Source organism: Paenibacillus chitinolyticus (genome assembly GCF_045038035.1).
In the GTDB taxonomy this organism is placed as follows: domain Bacteria; phylum Bacillota; class Bacilli; order Paenibacillales; family NBRC-103111; genus Paenibacillus_F; species Paenibacillus_F chitinolyticus_A.
This window is the reverse complement of the sequence record NZ_CP173427.1, coordinates 4,838,192-4,857,771: the sequence shown is the minus strand read 5'-3', so window position 1 is coordinate 4,857,771 and position 19,580 is coordinate 4,838,192. Positions and strand designations below refer to the sequence as shown.

Sequence of the window (19,580 nt, the reverse complement as noted above, 5' to 3'; positions counted from 1 at the left end):
AGGCTTTTTGCCGTAAGGTTAAAAGGAGCGTGGGGAAGCAGGCAGGCTCTCCGAAAGGAACCCAAAAAGAGGCGGGATGGATTCGTTAGTCGGACTCCCGGCCTTTTTGCATATAAACGGACAGGAAATGACAAAAAAGTGGGGGGATCACTATGCTGGAGCGATACGGACACGGCGGGGATGTATGGACGGCGGAGGAAAGGTTCGGGCGCGGCCGGGAACAGTTTTTGGATTTCAGTTCGAATATGAATCCGTTCGGTCCGCCTGATGCGGTGGAGGAGGTGCTGCGGTCAGGCTGGAAAAATATTGTCCGGTATCCGGACCCGGCTGTCCGCGAGCTGACAGGAAAAATTGCCGCCAAATACGGAGTTCCCGCAGAATCTGTACTGGTGGGCAACGGCGCCGCCGAATTGATCGACCTTATCGTGCGCGTTCTGCAGCCCGGGGTAACGGCGCTTGCGCGCCCGTCTTTCAGCGAATACGAGGACGCGGTGCTGAAAACGGGAGGCCGTATCCACGGGATTCCGCTGCGTGCGGAGCACGATTTCCTGCTGCAGCGGGCGGATGCCGAGGAAGCCGTGAAGCGTTCGGATCTGCTGTTTCTGGGACAGCCGAACAATCCGACGGGGAGGCTCATTCCCCGGGAACTGCTGAACGACTTAGCCGGCAGCGGGCATCCGCTCATTCTGGACGAGGCGTTCCTCGATTTCGTGCCCGACGAAAAAAACGTCACGCTTCTGCGGCTGGCGGCCGAATCCAGGCATGTAGCCGTGATCCGCTCCATGACGAAGTTTTACGCGATTCCGGGGGCCCGGCTCGGCTTCATTGTCGCTCATCCGGATGTGATCGGCCGGATGTCCCGTCTGCAGGTACCATGGAGCGTAAATTATTTCGCCCAGCTTATCGGATGCGCCGTCCTGGAGGACGAGGCTTTTCACGCGAAAACCATCCGCTGGCTGCAGGAAGAGAGTCCCTGGCTTGCCGCCGGACTTGAGGGTCTCGGGCTCTCGGTGACTCCGAGCGACACCAACTATTTGTTGTGCGCGCTTCCGGAGCACAGCCTAATCGATGTCCGCATCCTTCAAGAAGAAATGGGCAGACGCGGGGTTCTCATCCGGGACGCTTCGCTTTTCGAAGGGCTCGGCACGCGTTATTTCCGTACGGCGGTCAAACTCCGCGGCGATAACGAGCGCATGCTTGCCGCTTTGTCAGACGTGCTGAAAGCGGCTCAAGCCGGTGAAATTTCCTTTGAAAAGGGCGGCGGAAGAACATGAGGAATTTCACTCATACAGAAGGACGCGCAGGTACGGTCCCGACTCGCCGTGACCGGGAAGCGGATCAACCGGAGGGCAGCGGGAGCGGGACGGACGGAACGCGGGCCAGGACCCTTATGGTACAGGGGACGGCTTCGGATGTCGGCAAAAGCATTTTGACGGCGGCTCTGTGCCGCATTTTCGTGCAGGACGGCCACCGGGTGGCGCCGTTCAAGTCTCAGAACATGTCGCTGAACTCTTACGTGACGCCGGACGGCAAAGAGATCGGGCGGGCCCAGGGGGTTCAGGCCGATGCGTGCCGCATACCGGCTACGACCGATATGAACCCGATTTTGCTGAAGCCGTCTCAGGATATGCGTTCTCAGGTCGTTGTTCACGGCAAGCCTTATCAGGATATGGACGCGAGGGCTTACCGCGAATCTTACCTGCCCCTGGCGGAGAAAGTCGTGTGTGACGCGCTCGAACGGCTGCGTCGGACGGTTGACCTCGTTGTGCTTGAAGGAGCCGGGAGTCCGGCGGAGATCAACCTGAAAGACCGGGATATCGTGAACATGCGGATGGCGAAATGGGCCGACGCTCCCGTGATACTCGTGGCGGATATCGACCGGGGCGGGGTGTTTGCGTCGATCGTCGGGACGCTGGAGCTTCTGGAGCCGGATGAGCGGGAGCGGGTAAAGGGATTTGTCATCAACAAATTCCGGGGGGACGTCAGCCTGCTGAAGCCGGGACTGGACTGGCTGGAGGAACGGACGGGAAAACCCGTACTCGGCGTCGTCCCTTACTATCCGAAGCTCGGGATTGAAGACGAGGATTCCGCTTCGCTGGATTCCAAAAGAAGGCTGGAACCGGCTCCGGCCGCACAGGACGGTCAGCGGCCGGATGTGCTGGATATCGTGGTCGTCCGGCTGCCCCGGATTTCCAACTTCACGGATATCGATCCGCTGCACGAAGAGCCGGATGTGTCCGTACGTTATGTCGGCAGCGCCGCCGAATGGGGGAATCCGGATATCGTCGTTTTGCCGGGGAGCAAAAATACGATGAGCGATCTTCTTTTCCTGCGGGAAAGCGGCCTGGCCGACAAAATCGTCCGTCACGCGGCCGGTGAAGGCAGGGTTGCCGGGATATGCGGGGGGTATCAGATGCTGGGTGCCGCGCTTTCGGACCCGCTCGGAACGGAATCCGATTACAGGGGAGACCGGGAAGGGCTGGGCCTTCTGCCGGTGGCGACCGAATTCACGCCGGAGAAAAAAACGGTGCGTGCGGAAGGCAGCTGCGGACTCTTCCGCCAAATGCCGGATCTGCCGGTCGACGGCTACGAAATTCATATGGGCGTGACGAGAATGACGGACGAAACGTCGGAGCGGCCGTTTCGCCTTCGCGCTTCCTTGGCGGGTTCCAGGGATGAAGCCGGCGCGGCGGACGGTTTGCATCCGGAGGGAGCTTCGGCTTTCGAAGGACGGGTCTGGGGCACGTATCTGCACGGCATTCTTCATAATGACGATTTCCGCAGATGCTGGCTGAACGAAGCTCGTCAAAGCAAAGGCTGGGAGCCTCTTCCCGCCGAACTGCGTTTTCGCGAAAAGCGGGAGGAAGCGTTCGACCGGCTCGCGGATCACGTCCGCAGCCATATCGACATGGATCTCTTGTACGAGATGGCGGGTTTACCTCGTGAATAAAAGCTTCCGGACCGGTTTCGGGAGAGAGCGAATATCGGACCGAATCCATTTGCACTGCCTGTCCGGGGAAGCTATGATAAGAAAAAGAGCCTTTCGGAGCTGATGAAGCGAACGGGCGATGTTGATTTTTTACCTGAATATAAGAAATATATTTGGCTTGAACGGGAGGAATACAGGTGAAAATTTATACGAGAACAGGGGACGCCGGCAAAACGGGTGTCATCGGCGGACGTGTCGATAAAGACGACGAACGGGTGGAAGCGTACGGAACGGTAGACGAGCTGAACTGTTACCTGGGGCAGGCGATGAGCTTTATGGACCCAGAGAAGTTTGCCGACCTGCTGGAAGACCTGCTGACGGTCCAGCATGAGCTGTTTGACTGCGGGTCGGATCTCGCTCTGCTCAAGCAGGAGCTGAGACCTTTTAAAGTGACGGCGGAGATGGTGGACAATCTGGAGACGTGGATCGATAAATACGATGCCGAGACGCCCGATATTACACGGTTCATTTTGCCGGGGGGAAGCCGTAGTTCCGCTACGCTTCACATCTGCCGGACGGTATGCCGCCGTGCCGAAAGACGCGTCGTGACGCTGGCCCGCACCCAGGAGATCAACGTGGAGGTACGCCGTTACCTGAACCGCCTGTCGGATCTCTTCTTCACGATTGCCCGCACGGCCAATTTCAGGGAAGGTCAGACGGACGTGGAGTACGTCCGCAGCGCCGAGGTGTTCCGCCGGAAAAAATGATAAATTATTACAGTCCTTTAACGTATGTGGTCCCTCCCGATGAGGAGGGATTCTATCTAAAAACGATTTTGCAGAACCGGATGGGTCTCTCGCGGAAGCTACTCTCCAGGCTCAAGCTGACGGAACAGGGGATCACCGTCAACGGCAAGCGCGAATATATCAGCGTCAAAGTGAACAGCGGAGATGTGATCGAAATCCGGATGCAGGAGGAAGAGTCGGAGGATATTTTGCCTCAAGACCTTCCCCTTGAAATTTTGTATGAGGACGAGCACCTGCTCATCGTCAATAAAGAGTCCGGGATGATCGTGCATCCGACGCACGGGCATTATTTGAACACGGTGGCCAACGCCGCCGTGCACCACTGGAAAGAGCGGGGAGAGAACGTCCGCTTCCGGCCGGTTCACCGGCTGGACCAGGAAACCTCGGGCGTGCTTGCGATTGCGAAAAATCCGTATGTGCACCAGCAGATTTCGGAGCAGATGATCGCTCACAGCATAACGAAGGAGTACCTGGCCATTGTGCACGGCACGGTGGCGGAGGACCGGGGGACGATCGACGCACCGATCGACCGCGACCCGGAGCAGCCGCACATCCGCATCGTGACGCCGTCCGGTTACCGCGCCGTCACGCATTACGAGACGGTGCGGCGTTACGACGGCATCACTCTAGTGCGGCTGATGCTGGAAACCGGGCGGACGCATCAAATTCGCGTCCACATGAAGCACCTCGGGCACCCTCTCCTCGGTGACAAGATGTACGGGCCGGAAACGGCGGCTCCGCCCCGTACGATTGAAGGCAGCCCTGCCGGGGAGGCCGCGACCGCTGACGCGGAAAGCGCCGAGAAGGGTGTGAGCGGCGCCGCAGCTGACAGTTCGACGGAAGCAGGCGCACGCGGTTCCGCCGGAGAAGGCGTACGCGGCGCCCCGGAGGCAGGCAGTGCTGCCGGAGAGCCTGCACGTGCGCCCGCAGCGGGCTTCGCCTCCGGCGAGGCCGCGGAAGCGGACCGTGCCGACGGCGTGCCGGGAACGCTCTCTGCCGCCCCGTCCCCTGCGGCAGACGGCGAGGCGGGCCCGGCAATCGCCCGGCAGGCGCTGCACGCGTACCGGCTGGGCTTCGTCCACCCGGGCACGCGGGAGCGGGTGGAGTTCACCGCTCCGCTGCCGGCGGACATGCAGGCGGTTCTCGACGCCTACCGGTAGGTTTTCCGCGCCAAGCGGGCTTTGCTGCCTGGTGCGTGCGTAAGCTGCGGCCGGGTCGGTGTCCTACCCGCACCCGGCCCCGTGCCGGCAGGACTATGCCTTCCGGTTACGACATACGGAAACAGGCGCTCCGCCGCCTACCGCCGCCGGCTTTGCCTGCCGCCAGCCACGAGCCGCCGGCCCGCGTGGCCGACCGGTGGAACTTTTCCGGCAGCTCTGCGTATAAAGTACGGCAAGCAGGCCGAGATTTTTTTTGAAAACCAGCCTCCCCGCCGCATCGGCAGCGGAGGTTTTTTTCGGATACGCGAACCGCAGACCGCAACTACCATTGTCCCATGAAAGGAAGTCATTTTATGTCCGTAACGATTTATGAATACAGCAAATGCAGCACGTGCCGCAGCGCCCTGAAATGGCTGCGCGCCAAAGGGCTTGATCCGGTAACCGTTCCGATTTTGGAACAGCCTCCGACCGCGGAGGAAATCCGCGTACTTGTCCGCAACAGCGGCCTGGAGCTCAAAAAGTTTTTCAATACCGGCGGAGAAGTATACAGGGAGCTGGGATTGAAAGATAAGCTCGGAAGCATGACGGAGGATGAGCAGCTCGCTCTGCTTGCATCCAACGGCAAACTGCTCAAGAGGCCGATCGTAACGGACGGCGGCAGGGTTACCGTAGGTTTTAAGGAAGCCGACTTCGAGAAGGCGTGGGGGTAACGGAGAAGTCCCGCAGGGACTGCCCGTTTACGGAAAGGGGTGACTGAATTGCCGGAAAAGCAATCGTCCAAATCATCTAAAAAAAATCCGCTCTGGGTTCTTGGAGCCATCGGAGCTTTTCTGCTGAAGTTCGGAAAGTTCGGAAAATTCGGGGCGACGATTATTTCGATCGCGATTACGATCGCCAGTTATGCCATCATTGCTCCGCTGCCGTTCGCTATCGGACTGGTAGCCATGATTTTTATCCATGAAATCGGCCACGTGCTCGCGGCCAGGAAGAAAGGGCTTCCGGTCACGGCGCCTCTTTTCATTCCGTTTATGGGCGCGCTGATCAGCATGAAGCGCAATCCTAGGGATGCCGTTACGGAAGCATATATCGCTTACGGCGGACCGCTGCTCGGAACGATCGGGGCTACGGCGGCATTTGCCCTGGGCGTCTACACCGACTCCAACCTGCTGGTCTCGATCGCGTATACCGGATTTTTTCTGAACCTGCTCAACCTTCTTCCGATCCATCCTCTGGACGGAGGACGTATCTCGACCGCAGTGACCCGCTGGCTGTGGCTGGTCGGCCTGATCGGCGGACTGGCGGTTATCCTTTATTTACGCAGCTTCCTGTTCCTGATCATCTGGGCTTTGTTCGCCTGGGATTTATACAAAAAATTCGTCAAATTCCGCGACAAGCCTCAGCTTATGCATTTTCAGCCGCGTTTTGACATGACGGCCCACCATTTGCTGGCGCACGGGTATATGATTCCGGGAGAGGATCACCGCCGCGATCTTGCTTTTACGACCTACTCCGAGCTGAGCGGGGATGAAGCAGGTGTGCAAATGGTGCATACCTCCTGGGACGCGATCGAGTTCGAAACGAAATTCGCCCTGCCCCGGCAGGCAGTGGTTCACCGTGTCCAGGTGGTAAAAATCGAACGGGTTACGCGTGAAGACGGCCTGCATCTGGTGCTGCACTTCGATGTCGAACTGGAACCGTTCGAGAACGATGCCTATTACGAGGTTCCCACGGCTTCACGCTGGAAGTTCGGTATGGCGTATTTCGCGCTCGCCGTGTATCTGCTGGCCATGATGAACTGGGTCCACCGGGTACTGCCCGCGGCCGCTTATTAAAAAAGTCGATTCAAGGGGGAAACGTTCCGGATGAAAGCATACGGCTCGACAAGATTAGGCAGTCTGGGGTCGGCGATTTTCGCCGAGGTCGCCCAGTGGAGAAGGGAGGCGGAGGAACGCGGCGTCGATGTCATCGACCTTGGAATCGGAAGTCCCGACCTTCCGCCTTCTCCGCGTGTTATCGAGGCCCTGGCGGAGGCTGTGAAGAATCCGCAGGCCTACGGCTATCCGGGCTCGGAGGGAACGCCGGAATTCCGCAGGGCCGCCGCGGTCTGGATGCACCGGCGGTTCGGGGTTGCGCTCGACCCGAAGCGCGAGGTGCTGGCCCTGATGGGCTCGCAGGACGGATTGGCCCATCTGGCGATGGCCCTGTGCAATCCCGGCGATACGGCGCTCGTGCCCGATCCCGGCTATCCCATTTATGCGGCCAGTCTCGTTCTGGCCGGCGTCCAACCCGTTCTGATGCCTTTAAAGGAATCGAACGGGTTTCTTCCGCAGTTGGAGAGCATCCCGCCGGAAACGGCGGAGAAGGCTTCCTTCCTGCTGCTGAGCTATCCCGGCAATCCGATCCCCGAGGCGGCGGACCGGGCTTTTTACGAGAAAGCGCTTGCCTTTGCGGAGCGTTACGATCTTCTGATCGTGCACGACCTGGCCTATTCGGAGCTTGCCTTCGAAGGCTACAAACCGATGAGTATTCTTGAGCTGGATGGCGCAAAGAAGAGGGCGGTGGAATTTCATTCCTTGTCCAAAAGCTTCAATATGGCCGGCTGCCGGATCGCCTTTCTCGCCGGTAATGCGGAAGCGGTGGACGCTCTGCACCGGTTGAAGTCCAACATCGACTACGGAGTCTTCCTGCCTGTCCAGCAGGCCGCCGTCGTTGCACTGGAGGAGGAGACGTCGTTTCCGTCCTCCATTTCGGCGGTGTACGAACGGAGGCGGGATGCGCTCGTGGACGGCCTGCGCCGCATCGGCTGGCATGTCCCCCGGCCTAAAGCGACGATGTTCGTGTGGGCGAGGATTCCGCAGGGGTGGACTTCCCGACATATTTCTCGGGAAATATTGGAGCGTGCGGGAGTAGCCGTGATCCCCGGAGACGCTTTCGGGGCGGAGGGTGAGGGCTATGTCCGCATAGCGCTTGTCCAGCCGGAAGAACGCCTTCGGGAAGCCGTGTCTAGAATCGGCGAAATATGGCAGTCGGTTAGCGAAAGAGAGAAAAATACATAAATTTTCCAAACAACCCGTTTTAAAGAAGGAAAATATGCCAACAATGAGTAAAGTAATAGAGGTTCCTCTACGAAACAGGGTTGAAAGGAGTTAATTATGGATTCTATCTTTTCGCTGTCCGAGCTGCTGTCCCAACAGAAGCCTTCTTCCCTTGTGGAAATTCCGGGTGTGCTCGGCCAAACTTTTGGACAAGCGACGCTTTCGACAACTTTGCCTATTAGCAAGCTTTTTTCTATTTACGAGGTGGATCTGGAAGTTCAGCGTGCTATCATTCCGCGCAATCTCAGCAAGCTGATGGATTATGTTTCGCTTTATCTGGATAATCATCAGCCGATTTATTTCCCGGGTGTTATTTTCTCGGCAAGGGGGGCCGGCAGCTACGATTCCGAGCAGCACGTGTTCCAGCTGCAGCCGATTGAAAAGTTGTATGTCGTTGACGGGCAGCACAGGCTGGCGGCCTTCCAGCGTTTGATGGAAACGCTTCAAAGCCAGATGGCGCGCGCCAAAGACCGCAGGGAATACGACCGGATGGAAGTCATCACGGAAAAACTGAGCCGTCTGTACGCATTCCCGGTCTCGACGATGATCTATCTGGACATCGACGCGCGCCAGGAGCGCCAGCTGTTCTCGGACATTAACAAGCTTCCGCGCAAAATCGGCGGAAATCTGGCCGTTCTCCGGGACCAGCGCCGTTTCTATCACGTGACTGCCTCGCAGCTTGTAGAAAAGGCTCCGGTGATGCAGCACATCCCGGTCGATATGTTTTCCGAGCGCGGGAAAGCGCCGGAATTCCTGTTCACGTATCACCTTCTGATCGAAATTCTGGTGGCCCTGTTCGAAGGGCGGATGAAGTCCGGCGCCCGCAATAACGGCTACCATTATGAGGAAGAGGAGGTAACGGATCATCTGTTGATCAGTTCCTTCTACTTCCAGCAGCTGCTGAAATATTTGCCGGAGCCGGTAAAGGGCGAGCCCGCCTGGTCGGAAAACATTCAAATCGCGCTTGCGCTCTTCTTCCACGAGGAAGCGACCAAAAGCGCGAAGTTCAACCGCTACGCGCTGGAATACGCGACGAAAATCCTTCCTCACATCGACTGGAGCGCGATTTTCAGCGGAGACGAGAAGGACCGGCTTCCGCGCCGTTCGCGGATTATGAAGGCTTATCAATATATCCGCTCGTTCTACCAGGAGCAGCATCTGTTCCTGATCAGCGATAAGGAGGATGTCGGCTGATGGATGGATTATGCCTGCGAATGACGATTCACCCGTTCTGCGAGCGTTTCGGTCTCGCGACTGTGGCCCTTAAAGTGCAGGATCTGCTCAACTATACGATGATCGATGCGATCGTACAGCGCAAGCTGAGCAAGATGCAGCGCCGCAAAATCTCGAATTATCTCCAGGAGCGCGAGCTAGATCAGGTCTTTTTCGGCCCGGTAACGCTGTCGCTTCGCGATGTGAGCCAGCTTACCCGCACGAGCGAGGAGCTGTATCTGAGGCACGGCTCTAAGCTCAGTATTATCGACGGGCAGCACCGGATTCTGGCTCTGGGGTTTGTCAATGAACAGATGCAGAAGGAAGTGAAGCGCACCGAGCGCAAGCTGGCTTCCCTGCGAGTTCGGCATCGCAAAGAAACGGACAACCGGGAGCTGGCCGACGAAATCGCCCAGGTAAGCGGTCTGCTGGAGCAGATGGAAGCCCGGCGGCTCGGGCTGATGGAAAGCGAGCTGGCCGTACAAATTTACATCGGGCTTAACGAGGTGGAAGAGCAGCAGCTTTTCGGGGACATCAACTCGAAGGTGCAGCTGGTGAGCAAAGAGCTCGGGCATTCGTTCGACTCCGTCGATCCGCTCAATCTTGTGATCCAGCAGGTTGTCGACCATAACATGCTGCTGAAAGAGGCCGGCGTGGAGAAGCGCAGCAATTTGACGGCTTTCAACCGGAATTTCACGTGTCTGTCGTGGATGTATTCGACGGCGGTCATGCTCTTTTCGGGCAAAATGCAGTCGTCTTACGAGCTGCAGCGCAAAATCCGCAAGGAAACGGCCACGTATGTGGAAATTTTGCACCAGTTCTATAACACGATTCTGCCGATGATGCCGGAGCAGCCCGGGCTTGTCCAAGTCACTTCCGCCAACCGGGTTATGCAGGAAAGCATTGCGCTGTATGCCAACCAGTTTCTGTTTCGTGACGGGATGTACAACCCGGAATGGACGTCGTGCCTGCGGATTCTCGAAGGCTTCGACTGGACGCACGGTAATGAGGAGCTGGTCTATATTTTCGGCTCGCTCGATAACGGCAAATTAAATCTCATTCATGAAAAATCTTTGCGCAAGCACGGCAAGCTCGTGAGCTTTTTCCTGGAAGGCATCGAGCCGGACGGATTAAAATCGGCTTCGCTGGCTTAATCGAACAAACGAACAACCGGATTGGAAGACGTCTGCCCGAACGGGGCGATGTTCCAAGATCCGGTTTTTTTGTATGCTTGCGGACGGAGGCCGGTGCAGGAGGCGCGGAGGCGCCGAAGGTAAATGTGTTTGCCAACCAAGGGACCGTTCCTCCATAATAGGAAGAAATACGCTGGATTTTACAAAGCTGTAAAGGAGTGAACGCATGCAAATCGGGGAAACGATGCCTAAGGAGGCGAATGTTCGGCACGCTATGTTCGCTTTGGCGCTGGCGGCAGCCGTTCTCATCCGCTTTCTCGTGGCTCCGAATGTTTTTGGCTACGAAGCCGATGTGCGCACGTTTATGGCGTGGGCGGATCGGGCGTTTACGGTCGGGTTCGGGAATCTTTATACCGATCCGGGCTATTTTCTGGATTACCCGCCGGGGTATATGTATATCCTGTACCTTATCGGCGCCGCCCATCATCTGTTCGAGATCGAATGGGGAACGGGACTGTCTCTGGTCCTGCTGAAAACACCTCCCATGCTGGCGGATCTGCTGGCTTCGATTCTTCTGTACCGGCTGGCTCTGCGTTCCGTAAATGTACGGCAGGCTGCCGTGCTGGCTTCGCTGTATATGCTGAATCCGGCCGTATGGATCAATTCGGCGGCCTGGGGCCAGGTGGATTCGCTGTTTATGCTTTTCGTTCTTCTGTCCCTGCTGCGCGTGGAGGACAAAAAGTTCCCGGCAGCGGCGGTTTACCTGGGACTGGCGGTTCTGCTTAAACCGCAGGGCCTGCTGTTCGGTCCGTTCTTCCTGCTGGCTCTGCTCTGGCGGGTCCGGCAGAAAGGCTTCGGGCGGGAGCTTGCGGTAAGCGCAGCCGCCGGAGCGGCTGCCTTTCTGCTGCCTGCCCTGCCTTTCGCCTGGAAGATGGAGCCGCTTTGGCTGCCCAAGCTGTATTTCGGCACGCTGGCTTCATATCCGTACGCTTCGCTGAATGCCTTCAACCTGCTAGCGCTGCTCGGCGGCAATTTCGAGTCTGTTGACGGCCGCCTCTTCTCTTTGACCTACGGGGCTTGGGGCACGCTGTTGTTTGCGCTGTCGCTCCTGTTCGTTCTGGTTTTCTTCGCCAAAAACATGGACAGGAAGGGCGCTGGCTTGTATGCGGGGTTCCTGTTCGCCGCAAGCGCGTTTATGCTGATGACCAAAATGCACGAACGGTATTTATTCTACGGGCTGCTCCTGCTGCTGGCCGCATATTTGCGGTCGAAGGACCGGAGGCTGCTTGTGCTGTTCGCCGGTTTTTCCGTGACGCATTTCGCGAATGTGGGCTATGTGCTCTGGAAAAGCGCGAAGGGGGTGTTCCACATCCCCAAACACGATCCGGTTCTCCTCCTGGTGTCCCTGCTGAACGTGATTCTGTTCGTGATGGCGTGGCAGGCTGCGCGCACATGGGCGAAGAAATCCGCCGGAGCGGACGCCCGGCTCCAAGGCAGCGCCGACGCCGGGAAAGGTCTCTTCGCCGGCGTCATGAACCGCGGTTCCGTCGTGTGGGACCGGGACGGAGCCGTGGCCGCCAGACAGCCGCTTCTGACGAAGAAGGACGGCTGGCTGATGGGCGGAATCACCGTGGTCTACGCGGTGATCGCGCTGATCAACCTGGGGTCGTTCGACGCGCCCCAGACGTTCTGGAAGCCTGCGAGTCAGACGGAGGCCGTCGTCGCCGATCTCGGCGCGACGAAGCATCTGACGCGCATCCAAGATTTTGCCGGCGCCGGAGAAGGCGAATTCCGGTTTGAATTCTCCTTGGACGGCGTCACCTGGAATGATCCGATCGACGTGAAATCGGATTATACCAAGGTATTTACCTGGAATGTCGTGAAGACGGAACGGGATGCCCGGTATGTGAAGATCACGCCGCTCGCTACCGGGTTCGCCCTGCATGAGGCGGCCTTCTTCGACGGAACGTCCGACACGCCTCTGCCTGTCAGCGTTCTGCCGGGCGTAGATACGCAGAATTCCGGGGAGCACCGGAAAGTATTCGATGAGCAGGCGATCGTACCGGCCGCCCCCGGTTATAAAGACGGCACTTATTTCGACGAGATTTATCACGCCCGGACGGCCTACGAGCATCTGCACCGGATCGAGCCTTACGAGAGCACGCATCCGCCTCTGGGCAAAATTCTGATCTCGGCGGGTATCGCCCTGTTCGGAATGAACCCGTTCGGCTGGCGCATTGTCGGCACGCTGTTCGGCGTCGCGATGCTGCCGCTCATGTATGTGATGGCGAAGCGCTTGTTCGGCCGGACGGAGTATGCTGCGATGGCGGCGTTCCTGTTCGCCGTCGATTTTATGCACTTTGCCCAAACGCGGATTTCTACCATCGACGTGTACGGCGTATTTTTTATCATGCTGATGTTTGCCTTCATGTACAGGTATACGACGCTGAGCTTCTATGACGTACCGCTGCGCAAAACGCTTCTTCCGCTGGGACTCGCGGGGGTCACGTTCGGCATCGGCGCCGCTTCCAAGTGGATTGTGATCTACGGCGGGGCGGGTCTTGCCGTGCTGCTCGCCCTGTCGCTCTGGGAGCGGTTCGGCGAGTACAGGCAGGCGCGCCGCAGTCTTGCCGAGTGGAGCCGTAACGCATCTACGGCGGAGGGGCCGGATACGGTATGGAGCGGTGGAGGACCGGCGGCGGCAGCCGATGCGTCGGGCGTTTCCGGTGAAACCGGACAGCCGCGCATTCCGGGCGTATTCGAGCGGTTTCATACCGCGGAGAGCAGCGACGAGGACCGGGAACGGTGGCGTCATATCGTTCGTAAATTCCCGCGAAATACGGTGTACACTCTGCTTTTCTGCGTGGTCTTCTATGTCCTTATTCCGGCAGCCATTTATGCGGCGTCCTATATTCCGTTTATGCTGGTGCCGGGTCCGGGTCACGGACTTGCCGATGTGGTCACGTACCAGCAGCATATGTACAGTTATCACAGCGGGCTGGTCGCGACTCATCCGTTCTCTTCAAGCTGGTGGGAATGGCCCCTGATGCTCAGGCCGATCTGGTACTACAAAGGAGAGTTCGTTCCGCCGGGCAGCATGTCGAGCATCGTATCCTTCGGGAATCCGCTCGTCTGGTGGCCTGGGCTTATCTGCGTCCTGCTTGCCCTGTGGGCCGCCGTTAAAACGAAAAACAAGCCGCTCCGGTTCCTGCTGATTGCCTACGCATCCCAGTATATGCCCTGGATGCTTGTGCCGAGGCTGACATTTATTTACCATTATTTTGCCATGGTTCCGTTTATGATTCTGATGATTACCTTCTTCCTCCGGCATCTCATCGAGACCAGGCCCAAGTTGAGGCGGTGGATTTACGTGTATCTGGCCGGCGCAGCCGTGCTGTTCGCGGTCTTTTATCCGCTGCTTTCGGGGCTGGTCGTGGATGACTCGTATACCGGATGGCTTCGCTGGCTTCCGGGCTGGAGCTTTTTCTGAAGACATGGAAACAATTGTTCACTCTATCAGCCGTTTCTTGTAAAGGAAGGCTTGCCCCCGTGTGATATAATAGAGGGGAAGAATCAGGGTTCGGCCCATGATGGGAGAGATATTTGTGACACAGACCAGACCTTCAGTCCTGCTGGTAGACGGAATGGCCCTGCTGTTCCGGGCTTACTACGCATCGGCTGTGACCGGATATATTAAACGGACGAGCGCGGGAGTGCCGACGAATGCCGTGTACGGCTTCGTGCGGTATTTCTGGGATGCCGTCCAGACCTTTTCGCCGTCGCACGTCATCGTATGCTGGGACATGGGCGCCAAAACGTTCCGTTCCGAGCAGTTTACGGATTACAAGGCTAACCGGGCCGCAGCGCCCGAAGACCTGATTCCCCAATTTGACCTCGTCAAAGAAGTGGTGGACAGTTTCGGAGTGCCTAATGTAGGGATGAGCGGCTATGAAGCGGACGACTGCATCGGTACGTTGGCGCATGCGTACAAAGATTCGGCGGATGTGTTCATCCTGACCGGGGACCACGATCTGCTTCAGCTCGTGGACGACAGCGTAAGCGTCGTTATTATGAAAAAAGGCCACGGCAACTACGCCGTTTACACGCCGGACCTGCTGCTGGAGGAGCGGAATCTGTCAGCGGCCCAGATCATTGATCTGAAAGGGCTGATGGGCGACACCAGCGACAACTATCCGGGCGTAAAAGGCATCGGAGAGAAAACGGCGCTGAAGCTTATTCAGCAGTACGGCACCATCGAAGGGATTCTCGAGAATCTGTCCGAGCTGCCGAAAGGAGTGCGGGCGAAGATCGAAGCGCAGCTCGATATGCTTCATCTGTCGAGGGAGCTGGCGACGATTTTCCTCAAGGTTCCGGTCGCCTGCGCGCTGGAGGAGTGCTGCTGGGCCATGGACCACGAGCGGGTGCTCACGAAGTTCGAGGAACTGGAGTTCAAGGGATTGGCCAAACTGGTCGGCCAGCCGGCTTTTTTATAGGGGAAACGACAAAACGGAAGAGAAACGCTCGGGCTTAAGCGGCCCGGCGGATCTCTTCCGTTTTTTTGGCTGCGGGTTGATTACGCGGGCCAACATTCGATCCGGTGTTGTTCTGAAAAGGAAGATAGGGGATGTCAGTTCGATTTTATGGCTTCGAGAGCGCAAGAAAGTCTGATCATTGGACAACAACTGCTGATAACTCCGGACGCAATTCCGTTACAATTGGGAAATAGTAGAAATCCCGATTATTTACAAACGGAGGAGATTCTGTGTTCCGAATTCATTTGACGAAACGGACGATCGTACCTAACTATGGAAACGAGACCGAGGAGAAGGCGGCAAACGGAGCTGTCAAAACGTATTTTCTGAAACCCGAGGAACTGGATTATTACCGGAGTCTTCCGACCAAGAAGGAAAGAAGAGAATTTAATTCCACCGATCGCGTGTATTTGTTCAAAAAAGACAAATTACAGGAGCCTCAATCCGCGGATATCCGCTCGTCCGATCCGAACTAATTGTATAGCTTTCCGTTTCCGGCCCGGTTTTGCTACTTGCAAAATCGGGCTTTTTTGCGGCCCCGTCCAGCTTAATTTGCCCGTCCTGCAACAATTCCCCGATGAGAACAAAGGAACCCGATTGACGAGCAACGGAATCGGATTCTTACACCCGGAGCCTTTGCTACTATGTTGGCGTCAACAGACCTGACCTAGCAGGAGAAGGAGTGGTGCCCATGGACGTGCTCATTATTATCACTCATACGCTTGGAGCCGACGATCACAAAAAAATTGCTCATTTGTTCCGGGACATGGAAATTGTCGCGGAGAGCCGGTTTACGAACGTCGTGCAGCTTATCGGAGAAAACCCACACGATTTGGTCGTTTTTCTAAGCTTTGAAGACGCCCTGCCGCCGGACTGGAAACTGGATGAGCTGGAAATGGAAGCTCCGATGATGATTTTACTGAACGTGAACAAGCTGGATCTGTTTTTGTGCCAGACCTTTCTGGATTCCATCGGTCTTTTGCCTAAACCGGCTTCCGATGTCGTTCAGGAAACGACGATCCATCCCCTGCTGTACAAATCGCTTCTGTTTATCGAGGAAAATATCCAGGAGAACGATCTGTCGCTGGAAAAAGTGGCGTCCTACATTTACGTGAGCCGCTGTCACTATTCCCGTCTTTTTAAGGAGCATTTCGGTACGGGTTTCAAGGAATACATTATGAACAAGCGGATTCAGAAGGCCAAACTCATGCTGCAGGAGGGTCAGCCGGTAACGGATGTGTGCTATTCGGTGGGTTACGGGGATCTGACTCATTTCGGACGTGTGTTCAAACGGCTGGTCGGAGTCAATCCGTCCGTTTACCGGAGAACGAGAGGAAAAGCGGCGGGAGAATAAGAACGGAGGTGTGAGGGTGTCGGAAAATCGGATGAGCAAGATTGCGGGGGATTTTTTAAACGAGACGAACGAACGCCTCCAAAAGAAGTACGCCTCCATGATGCATGCCCTGTGGATGGTCATGATGACGGGAGACATGCAGTGGGCGGAGCGGTGCGCCGAAGATGAGACGGCCTATCAGGATGCTTTGGCCGAGGACGGGCTGTTCGAACAGGCGGCCAGCCTCGGCAGCGGAGGCGCGGAGATTCTCACGCCTCTGCAAAACCGGCAGCTGGAGGTGCTGCGCAGCGAGATGCTGGAGTTCCATACGTCAAGAGAGCTGCGGACGAGCATCACCGCGAAGTGGAATGAGCTTCACTACAAAATCAGCACATTCCGGGCGGAGGTGGACGGGCGGAAGCTGCCGGAGCATGACATCCTGAAACAGTTGGCGGCCTCCACGGACAGCGGGGAAAGCAGGCGGCACTGGGCGGCCTCCATGCGGCTCGGGGGAGAGGTTGCGCCCGGTCTCATCGAGCTCGTGAAGCTGAGGAACCGGGCCGCCCGTCAGAACGGGTACCGGAATTATTACGAGATGAAAATGGCGGCGCAGGAGCTGGAGCCGGCGTTTGTGGAGAGCATGATCCGGGATATCCGGCATGCTCTGGACAAATCCTACCGGGCGGTCAAAGCCGAGCTGGACGATGAGATCTGCGTCCGGTTCGGCATCGACAGGGAGGAGATCCGTCCTTGGCATTACGATCATCCCTTCGCCCAGAAATGCGCATGGCAGGGCGGAGACATCCCGGAGCTGGACAGCGCCTTCTTCCGTCGGCGCCTTCACGATTTCTTCCGGGACAGATGGCCGGAAGCGGGGTCCGTTCTCAATCAGGCGGACTTGATGAGCCGGGAGATGAAAAGCCAGGCGAACTGCTGCCTGCACATCGACCGCGCGGGAGATATCCGCGTGTCCTGCGGGCTGGCCCCGAGCCTGGAAGGGATCGCCGTGCTGCTTCACGAGCTTGGGCACGCCTTCTACGAAACGGGTCTCCGCGAGGATTTGCCGTTTCTGCTGAGGCAGCCCGCCCACACATGCCTGACCGAAGGAGTCGCGCTCTTGTTCGAGCGGCTCACGTACATGCCCTCCTGGCTGAAATTTGCGGGACTGGAGAGGGTTTATTACGGGCAGGCGGCGGACCTGCACCGGCATGATCTCCGGAGCATGCTGCTCAAGCTGTACTGGACGATGACATTCATTGAATTCGAACGGAGGTTGTACGAGAATCCCGCTCGGCATCTGAACAAGCTGTGGTGGGAGCTGGTTGAGGAAATCCAGGGTATCCGGCGCCCCGATGAATGGGATTATCCCTACTGGGCAGCCAAAGCCCATTTTACGACCCTGCCCGTCTACTATGTCAATTATTTGCTGGGAGAGGCGGCCGCTTCGCAAGTGGAGCAGACCCTGCGGGATCGGTTCGGGACCTGGTACAGCGAAGAAGCTTTCGCCTGCTTGTCGCGCGAACTTTGTTCGCCGGGTCGGAGCCGGCATTGGAACGAACTCTTGGAACAATTTTGCGGGGAAAAGCTTCAAGCGAAATATCTGGCCAGAGAGCTGCAGGCCGTGGCGGATTTTTATGTCACGACGAGCCTCGATTTTGACAAGCGGGGGATGCCTAGATGAACAAACGGATATTTTTCGGGCTGAGCGGGGGATTGGGCCCGGTGCTACGGAGCCTGCCCCTTGCCGATAAGTTCAGGCAGGCCGGGGACTTCGTCTCGTTCAGCGTGTACGGGGAGTCCAGCGCTTCTTTTATAAAAAGGCAGGGGTACTCGCATCTGGACGATGACGATCCGGTCATGCCTTCCGAGGAAAAACTGCTTCCGCCAAGTCCGGTCTTTTACGACCTGGATCATTATTATGCGGCGGCGGGACTGCTGGACGAGGCGTTTGCCGAATCGTGGGTCCGGCACCGGATCTCCATGCTGGAAAAGGCCGGGGCCGATCTGGCTGTCGCGGATATGAGTCCCCATACGGTAATTGCGGCCCGTTATCTGGGCATCCCGGTGGTGAGCATCACGCAGGCCTGCTTTCATCCGTACGGAGAGCCTATGTACGCCTGGGGCGACGCTCCGCGAAATTTGCCGAGGGTAACGCCGGTGATCAATAAAATTTTGGCGAAGCTGCGGCTTCCGGCCATACGTTCCATGGAGGATCTTAACCTCGGGGATCTGGATCTCGTTCCCGGAATACCGGAAACGGACCCGATTTCGCATCCGGGCGTCTGCTACGTCGGACAGCTGGCCCATAAGATCGACGCGCCCCGGCCGGCATGGATAGAGAAGCTGGGAGCGGAGCCTTATGTGCTCGTTTATCCGGGACGTCTCCGGGATTCGTCGGGTTCGTCGGGACTGAGGCTGCTTCAATCCGTGTATGAAGCTTTCGGGGGAACGGACCTGCCGGTCGTGATCGCCAGCCAGGAACCGCTTCCGAAGGCGTTCAGAAAACGACAGTACCGCAACATCCGCGCGATCCCGTATTTCACCGAAGAGTTGCTGGAAGCATGCGGCCTGTTCATTCATCACGGCGGACACGGAAGCTGCCTGTCCTCGATCATGGCCGGTGTCCCTTCGCTTATCGTGCCGACTCAAACGGAGCGGGAATATAACGCCAGAAAGGTGTATGAGCTGGGAATCGGGGAGTATATGCTGCCCGGTGCTTTTACGGCGGAGCATTTGCGAGGGCTGGCTCGGTATATGATGCACGACGATTACGCGCTCAAAGCCCGTAAGCTGCGGAACGCGGTACTGATCCGGGGCTATGGCGGAGCGGAAGAGGCGTACGACGCGTGCAGGAGGCTTCTGACGAGCACGCGGAAGGCGGGGGGAGACGGCCTATGATTTACGGCATCGGACTGGATATCCAAGAAATTGCACAGATCGGTGAACTGTACGTCCGGCGGAAGGACGCGTTTCTGCGTAAAGTTTTTACGCCGGACGAGCTGGCCTACTGCCAGAGACATGCCGATCCGGGGCAGCATCTGGCCGCCCGCTGGGCCGTCAAGGAAGCTTTTTTCAAAGCGATGGGAGTCGGCATCGGCGGAGGGTATGCCTTGACCGACGTGGAAACCGTGAATCTGCCCTCGGGAAAGCCTCATGTCGTGCTGCACGGCAAACCTCTTGCGGACTGCGCCCGGCTCGGACTCCGCGTTTTCGTGAGCTTGTCTCATTCCGGGGAATATGCGGCGGCTCAAATCGTACTGGAAGTGGACCGGGAAGATACTTGAAGCTCTGCGGCCGTAAAGAAAAGACGAGTAAACGGTCTACATAAAGCAGAGTGATTTTATTCCGTTCATGAGATGATAAAGGTGTCCCCGGGAGAC

General features: G+C 57.5%; 16 protein-coding genes. All 16 read left to right on the top strand.

Annotation, left to right across the window (positions count from 1 at the left end):
• Window positions 1-152 precede the first annotated feature (152 nt).
• The gene (gene cobD / locus ACI48J_RS21925; RefSeq protein ID WP_405080244.1) at window positions 153-1,274 is read left to right on the top strand and encodes a threonine-phosphate decarboxylase CobD; all 1,122 of its coding nucleotides are present in this window, start codon (window positions 153-155) and stop codon (window positions 1,272-1,274) included.
• Window positions 1,271-2,950 carry a cobyric acid synthase gene (locus ACI48J_RS21920; RefSeq protein WP_405080243.1) on the top strand — a complete coding sequence of 560 codons (1,680 nt, stop codon included), beginning with the start codon at window positions 1,271-1,273 and terminating at the stop codon, window positions 2,948-2,950. The genes cobD and ACI48J_RS21920 overlap by 4 nt, the downstream gene beginning before the upstream one ends.
• A gap of 176 nt (window positions 2,951-3,126) precedes the next feature.
• Entirely contained in the window at window positions 3,127-3,696 is a 570-nt protein-coding gene (locus ACI48J_RS21915) for a cob(I)yrinic acid a,c-diamide adenosyltransferase (protein WP_405080242.1), read from the top strand.
• Entirely contained in the window at window positions 3,693-4,895 is a 1,203-nt protein-coding gene (locus ACI48J_RS21910; RefSeq protein ID WP_405080241.1) for an RluA family pseudouridine synthase, read from the top strand. The genes ACI48J_RS21915 and ACI48J_RS21910 overlap by 4 nt, the downstream gene beginning before the upstream one ends.
• 353 nt (window positions 4,896-5,248) lie before the next feature.
• Window positions 5,249-5,605: an arsenate reductase family protein gene (locus tag ACI48J_RS21905; protein ID WP_405080240.1), complete on the top strand. Its 357-nt coding sequence runs from the start codon at window positions 5,249-5,251 to the stop codon at window positions 5,603-5,605.
• A 48-nt stretch (window positions 5,606-5,653) separates the two neighbouring features.
• On the top strand, window positions 5,654-6,727 hold the full coding sequence (locus ACI48J_RS21900) for a site-2 protease family protein (RefSeq protein ID WP_405080239.1): 1,074 nt from the start codon (window positions 5,654-5,656) through the stop codon (window positions 6,725-6,727).
• Window positions 6,728-6,757: 30 nt separating this feature from the next.
• Window positions 6,758-7,951, top strand: a complete 1,194-nt coding sequence (locus ACI48J_RS21895) for an aminotransferase class I/II-fold pyridoxal phosphate-dependent enzyme (RefSeq protein ID WP_405080238.1) — start codon at window positions 6,758-6,760, stop codon at window positions 7,949-7,951.
• 96 nt (window positions 7,952-8,047) lie between these two features.
• On the top strand, window positions 8,048-9,184 hold the full coding sequence (locus ACI48J_RS21890) for a DNA sulfur modification protein DndB (RefSeq protein ID WP_405080237.1): 1,137 nt from the start codon (window positions 8,048-8,050) through the stop codon (window positions 9,182-9,184).
• Window positions 9,184-10,356: a DNA sulfur modification protein DndB gene (locus ACI48J_RS21885; protein ID WP_405080236.1), complete on the top strand. Its 1,173-nt coding sequence runs from the start codon at window positions 9,184-9,186 to the stop codon at window positions 10,354-10,356. Before ACI48J_RS21890 ends, ACI48J_RS21885 begins: the two co-directional genes overlap by 1 nt.
• 205 nt (window positions 10,357-10,561) lie before the next feature.
• Window positions 10,562-13,825: a glycosyltransferase family 39 protein gene (locus ACI48J_RS21880; protein WP_405080235.1), complete on the top strand. Its 3,264-nt coding sequence runs from the start codon at window positions 10,562-10,564 to the stop codon at window positions 13,823-13,825.
• 97 nt (window positions 13,826-13,922) lie between these two features.
• Window positions 13,923-14,828 carry a 5'-3' exonuclease H3TH domain-containing protein gene (locus ACI48J_RS21875; RefSeq protein WP_405080234.1) on the top strand — a complete coding sequence of 302 codons (906 nt, stop codon included), beginning with the start codon at window positions 13,923-13,925 and terminating at the stop codon, window positions 14,826-14,828.
• Window positions 14,829-15,097: 269 nt separating this feature from the next.
• Window positions 15,098-15,343, top strand: a complete 246-nt coding sequence (locus tag ACI48J_RS21870) for a hypothetical protein (RefSeq protein WP_326052940.1) — start codon at window positions 15,098-15,100, stop codon at window positions 15,341-15,343.
• Window positions 15,344-15,558: 215 nt separating this feature from the next.
• Window positions 15,559-16,221, top strand: coding sequence for a helix-turn-helix transcriptional regulator (locus ACI48J_RS21865; RefSeq protein ID WP_405080233.1), 663 nt, complete (start codon window positions 15,559-15,561; stop codon window positions 16,219-16,221).
• 16 nt (window positions 16,222-16,237) lie between these two features.
• Window positions 16,238-17,881, top strand: a complete 1,644-nt coding sequence (locus ACI48J_RS21860) for a M2 family metallopeptidase (RefSeq protein WP_405080232.1) — start codon at window positions 16,238-16,240, stop codon at window positions 17,879-17,881.
• Window positions 17,878-19,098: a glycosyltransferase gene (locus tag ACI48J_RS21855; protein WP_405080230.1), complete on the top strand. Its 1,221-nt coding sequence runs from the start codon at window positions 17,878-17,880 to the stop codon at window positions 19,096-19,098. The genes ACI48J_RS21860 and ACI48J_RS21855 overlap by 4 nt, the downstream gene beginning before the upstream one ends.
• Window positions 19,095-19,484 (top strand): holo-ACP synthase, encoded by a 390-nt coding sequence (gene acpS, locus ACI48J_RS21850; RefSeq protein ID WP_377629187.1) that lies wholly within the window; start codon window positions 19,095-19,097, stop codon window positions 19,482-19,484. Before ACI48J_RS21855 ends, acpS begins: the two co-directional genes overlap by 4 nt.
• Window positions 19,485-19,580: the final 96 nt, after the last annotated feature.

What these genes read in the sequence shown, in the direction of transcription:
- ACI48J_RS21890 (WP_405080237.1), top strand. Translation starts at nt 8,048, where the DNA reads ATGGATTCTATCTTTTCGCTGTCCGAGCTGCTGTCCCAACAGAAGCCT.
- ACI48J_RS21875 (WP_405080234.1), top strand. Translation starts at nt 13,923, where the DNA reads ATGATGGGAGAGATATTTGTGACACAGACCAGACCTTCAGTCCTGCTG.
- ACI48J_RS21920 (WP_405080243.1), top strand. Translation starts at nt 1,271, where the DNA reads ATGAGGAATTTCACTCATACAGAAGGACGCGCAGGTACGGTCCCGACT.
- ACI48J_RS21905 (WP_405080240.1), top strand. Translation starts at nt 5,249, where the DNA reads ATGTCCGTAACGATTTATGAATACAGCAAATGCAGCACGTGCCGCAGC.
- ACI48J_RS21910 (WP_405080241.1), top strand. Translation starts at nt 3,693, where the DNA reads ATGATAAATTATTACAGTCCTTTAACGTATGTGGTCCCTCCCGATGAG.
- ACI48J_RS21895 (WP_405080238.1), top strand. Translation starts at nt 6,758, where the DNA reads ATGAAAGCATACGGCTCGACAAGATTAGGCAGTCTGGGGTCGGCGATT.
- ACI48J_RS21880 (WP_405080235.1), top strand. Translation starts at nt 10,562, where the DNA reads ATGCAAATCGGGGAAACGATGCCTAAGGAGGCGAATGTTCGGCACGCT.
- acpS (WP_377629187.1), top strand. Translation starts at nt 19,095, where the DNA reads ATGATTTACGGCATCGGACTGGATATCCAAGAAATTGCACAGATCGGT.
- cobD (WP_405080244.1), top strand. Translation starts at nt 153, where the DNA reads ATGCTGGAGCGATACGGACACGGCGGGGATGTATGGACGGCGGAGGAA.
- ACI48J_RS21865 (WP_405080233.1), top strand. Translation starts at nt 15,559, where the DNA reads ATGGACGTGCTCATTATTATCACTCATACGCTTGGAGCCGACGATCAC.
- ACI48J_RS21855 (WP_405080230.1), top strand. Translation starts at nt 17,878, where the DNA reads ATGAACAAACGGATATTTTTCGGGCTGAGCGGGGGATTGGGCCCGGTG.
- ACI48J_RS21885 (WP_405080236.1), top strand. Translation starts at nt 9,184, where the DNA reads ATGGATGGATTATGCCTGCGAATGACGATTCACCCGTTCTGCGAGCGT.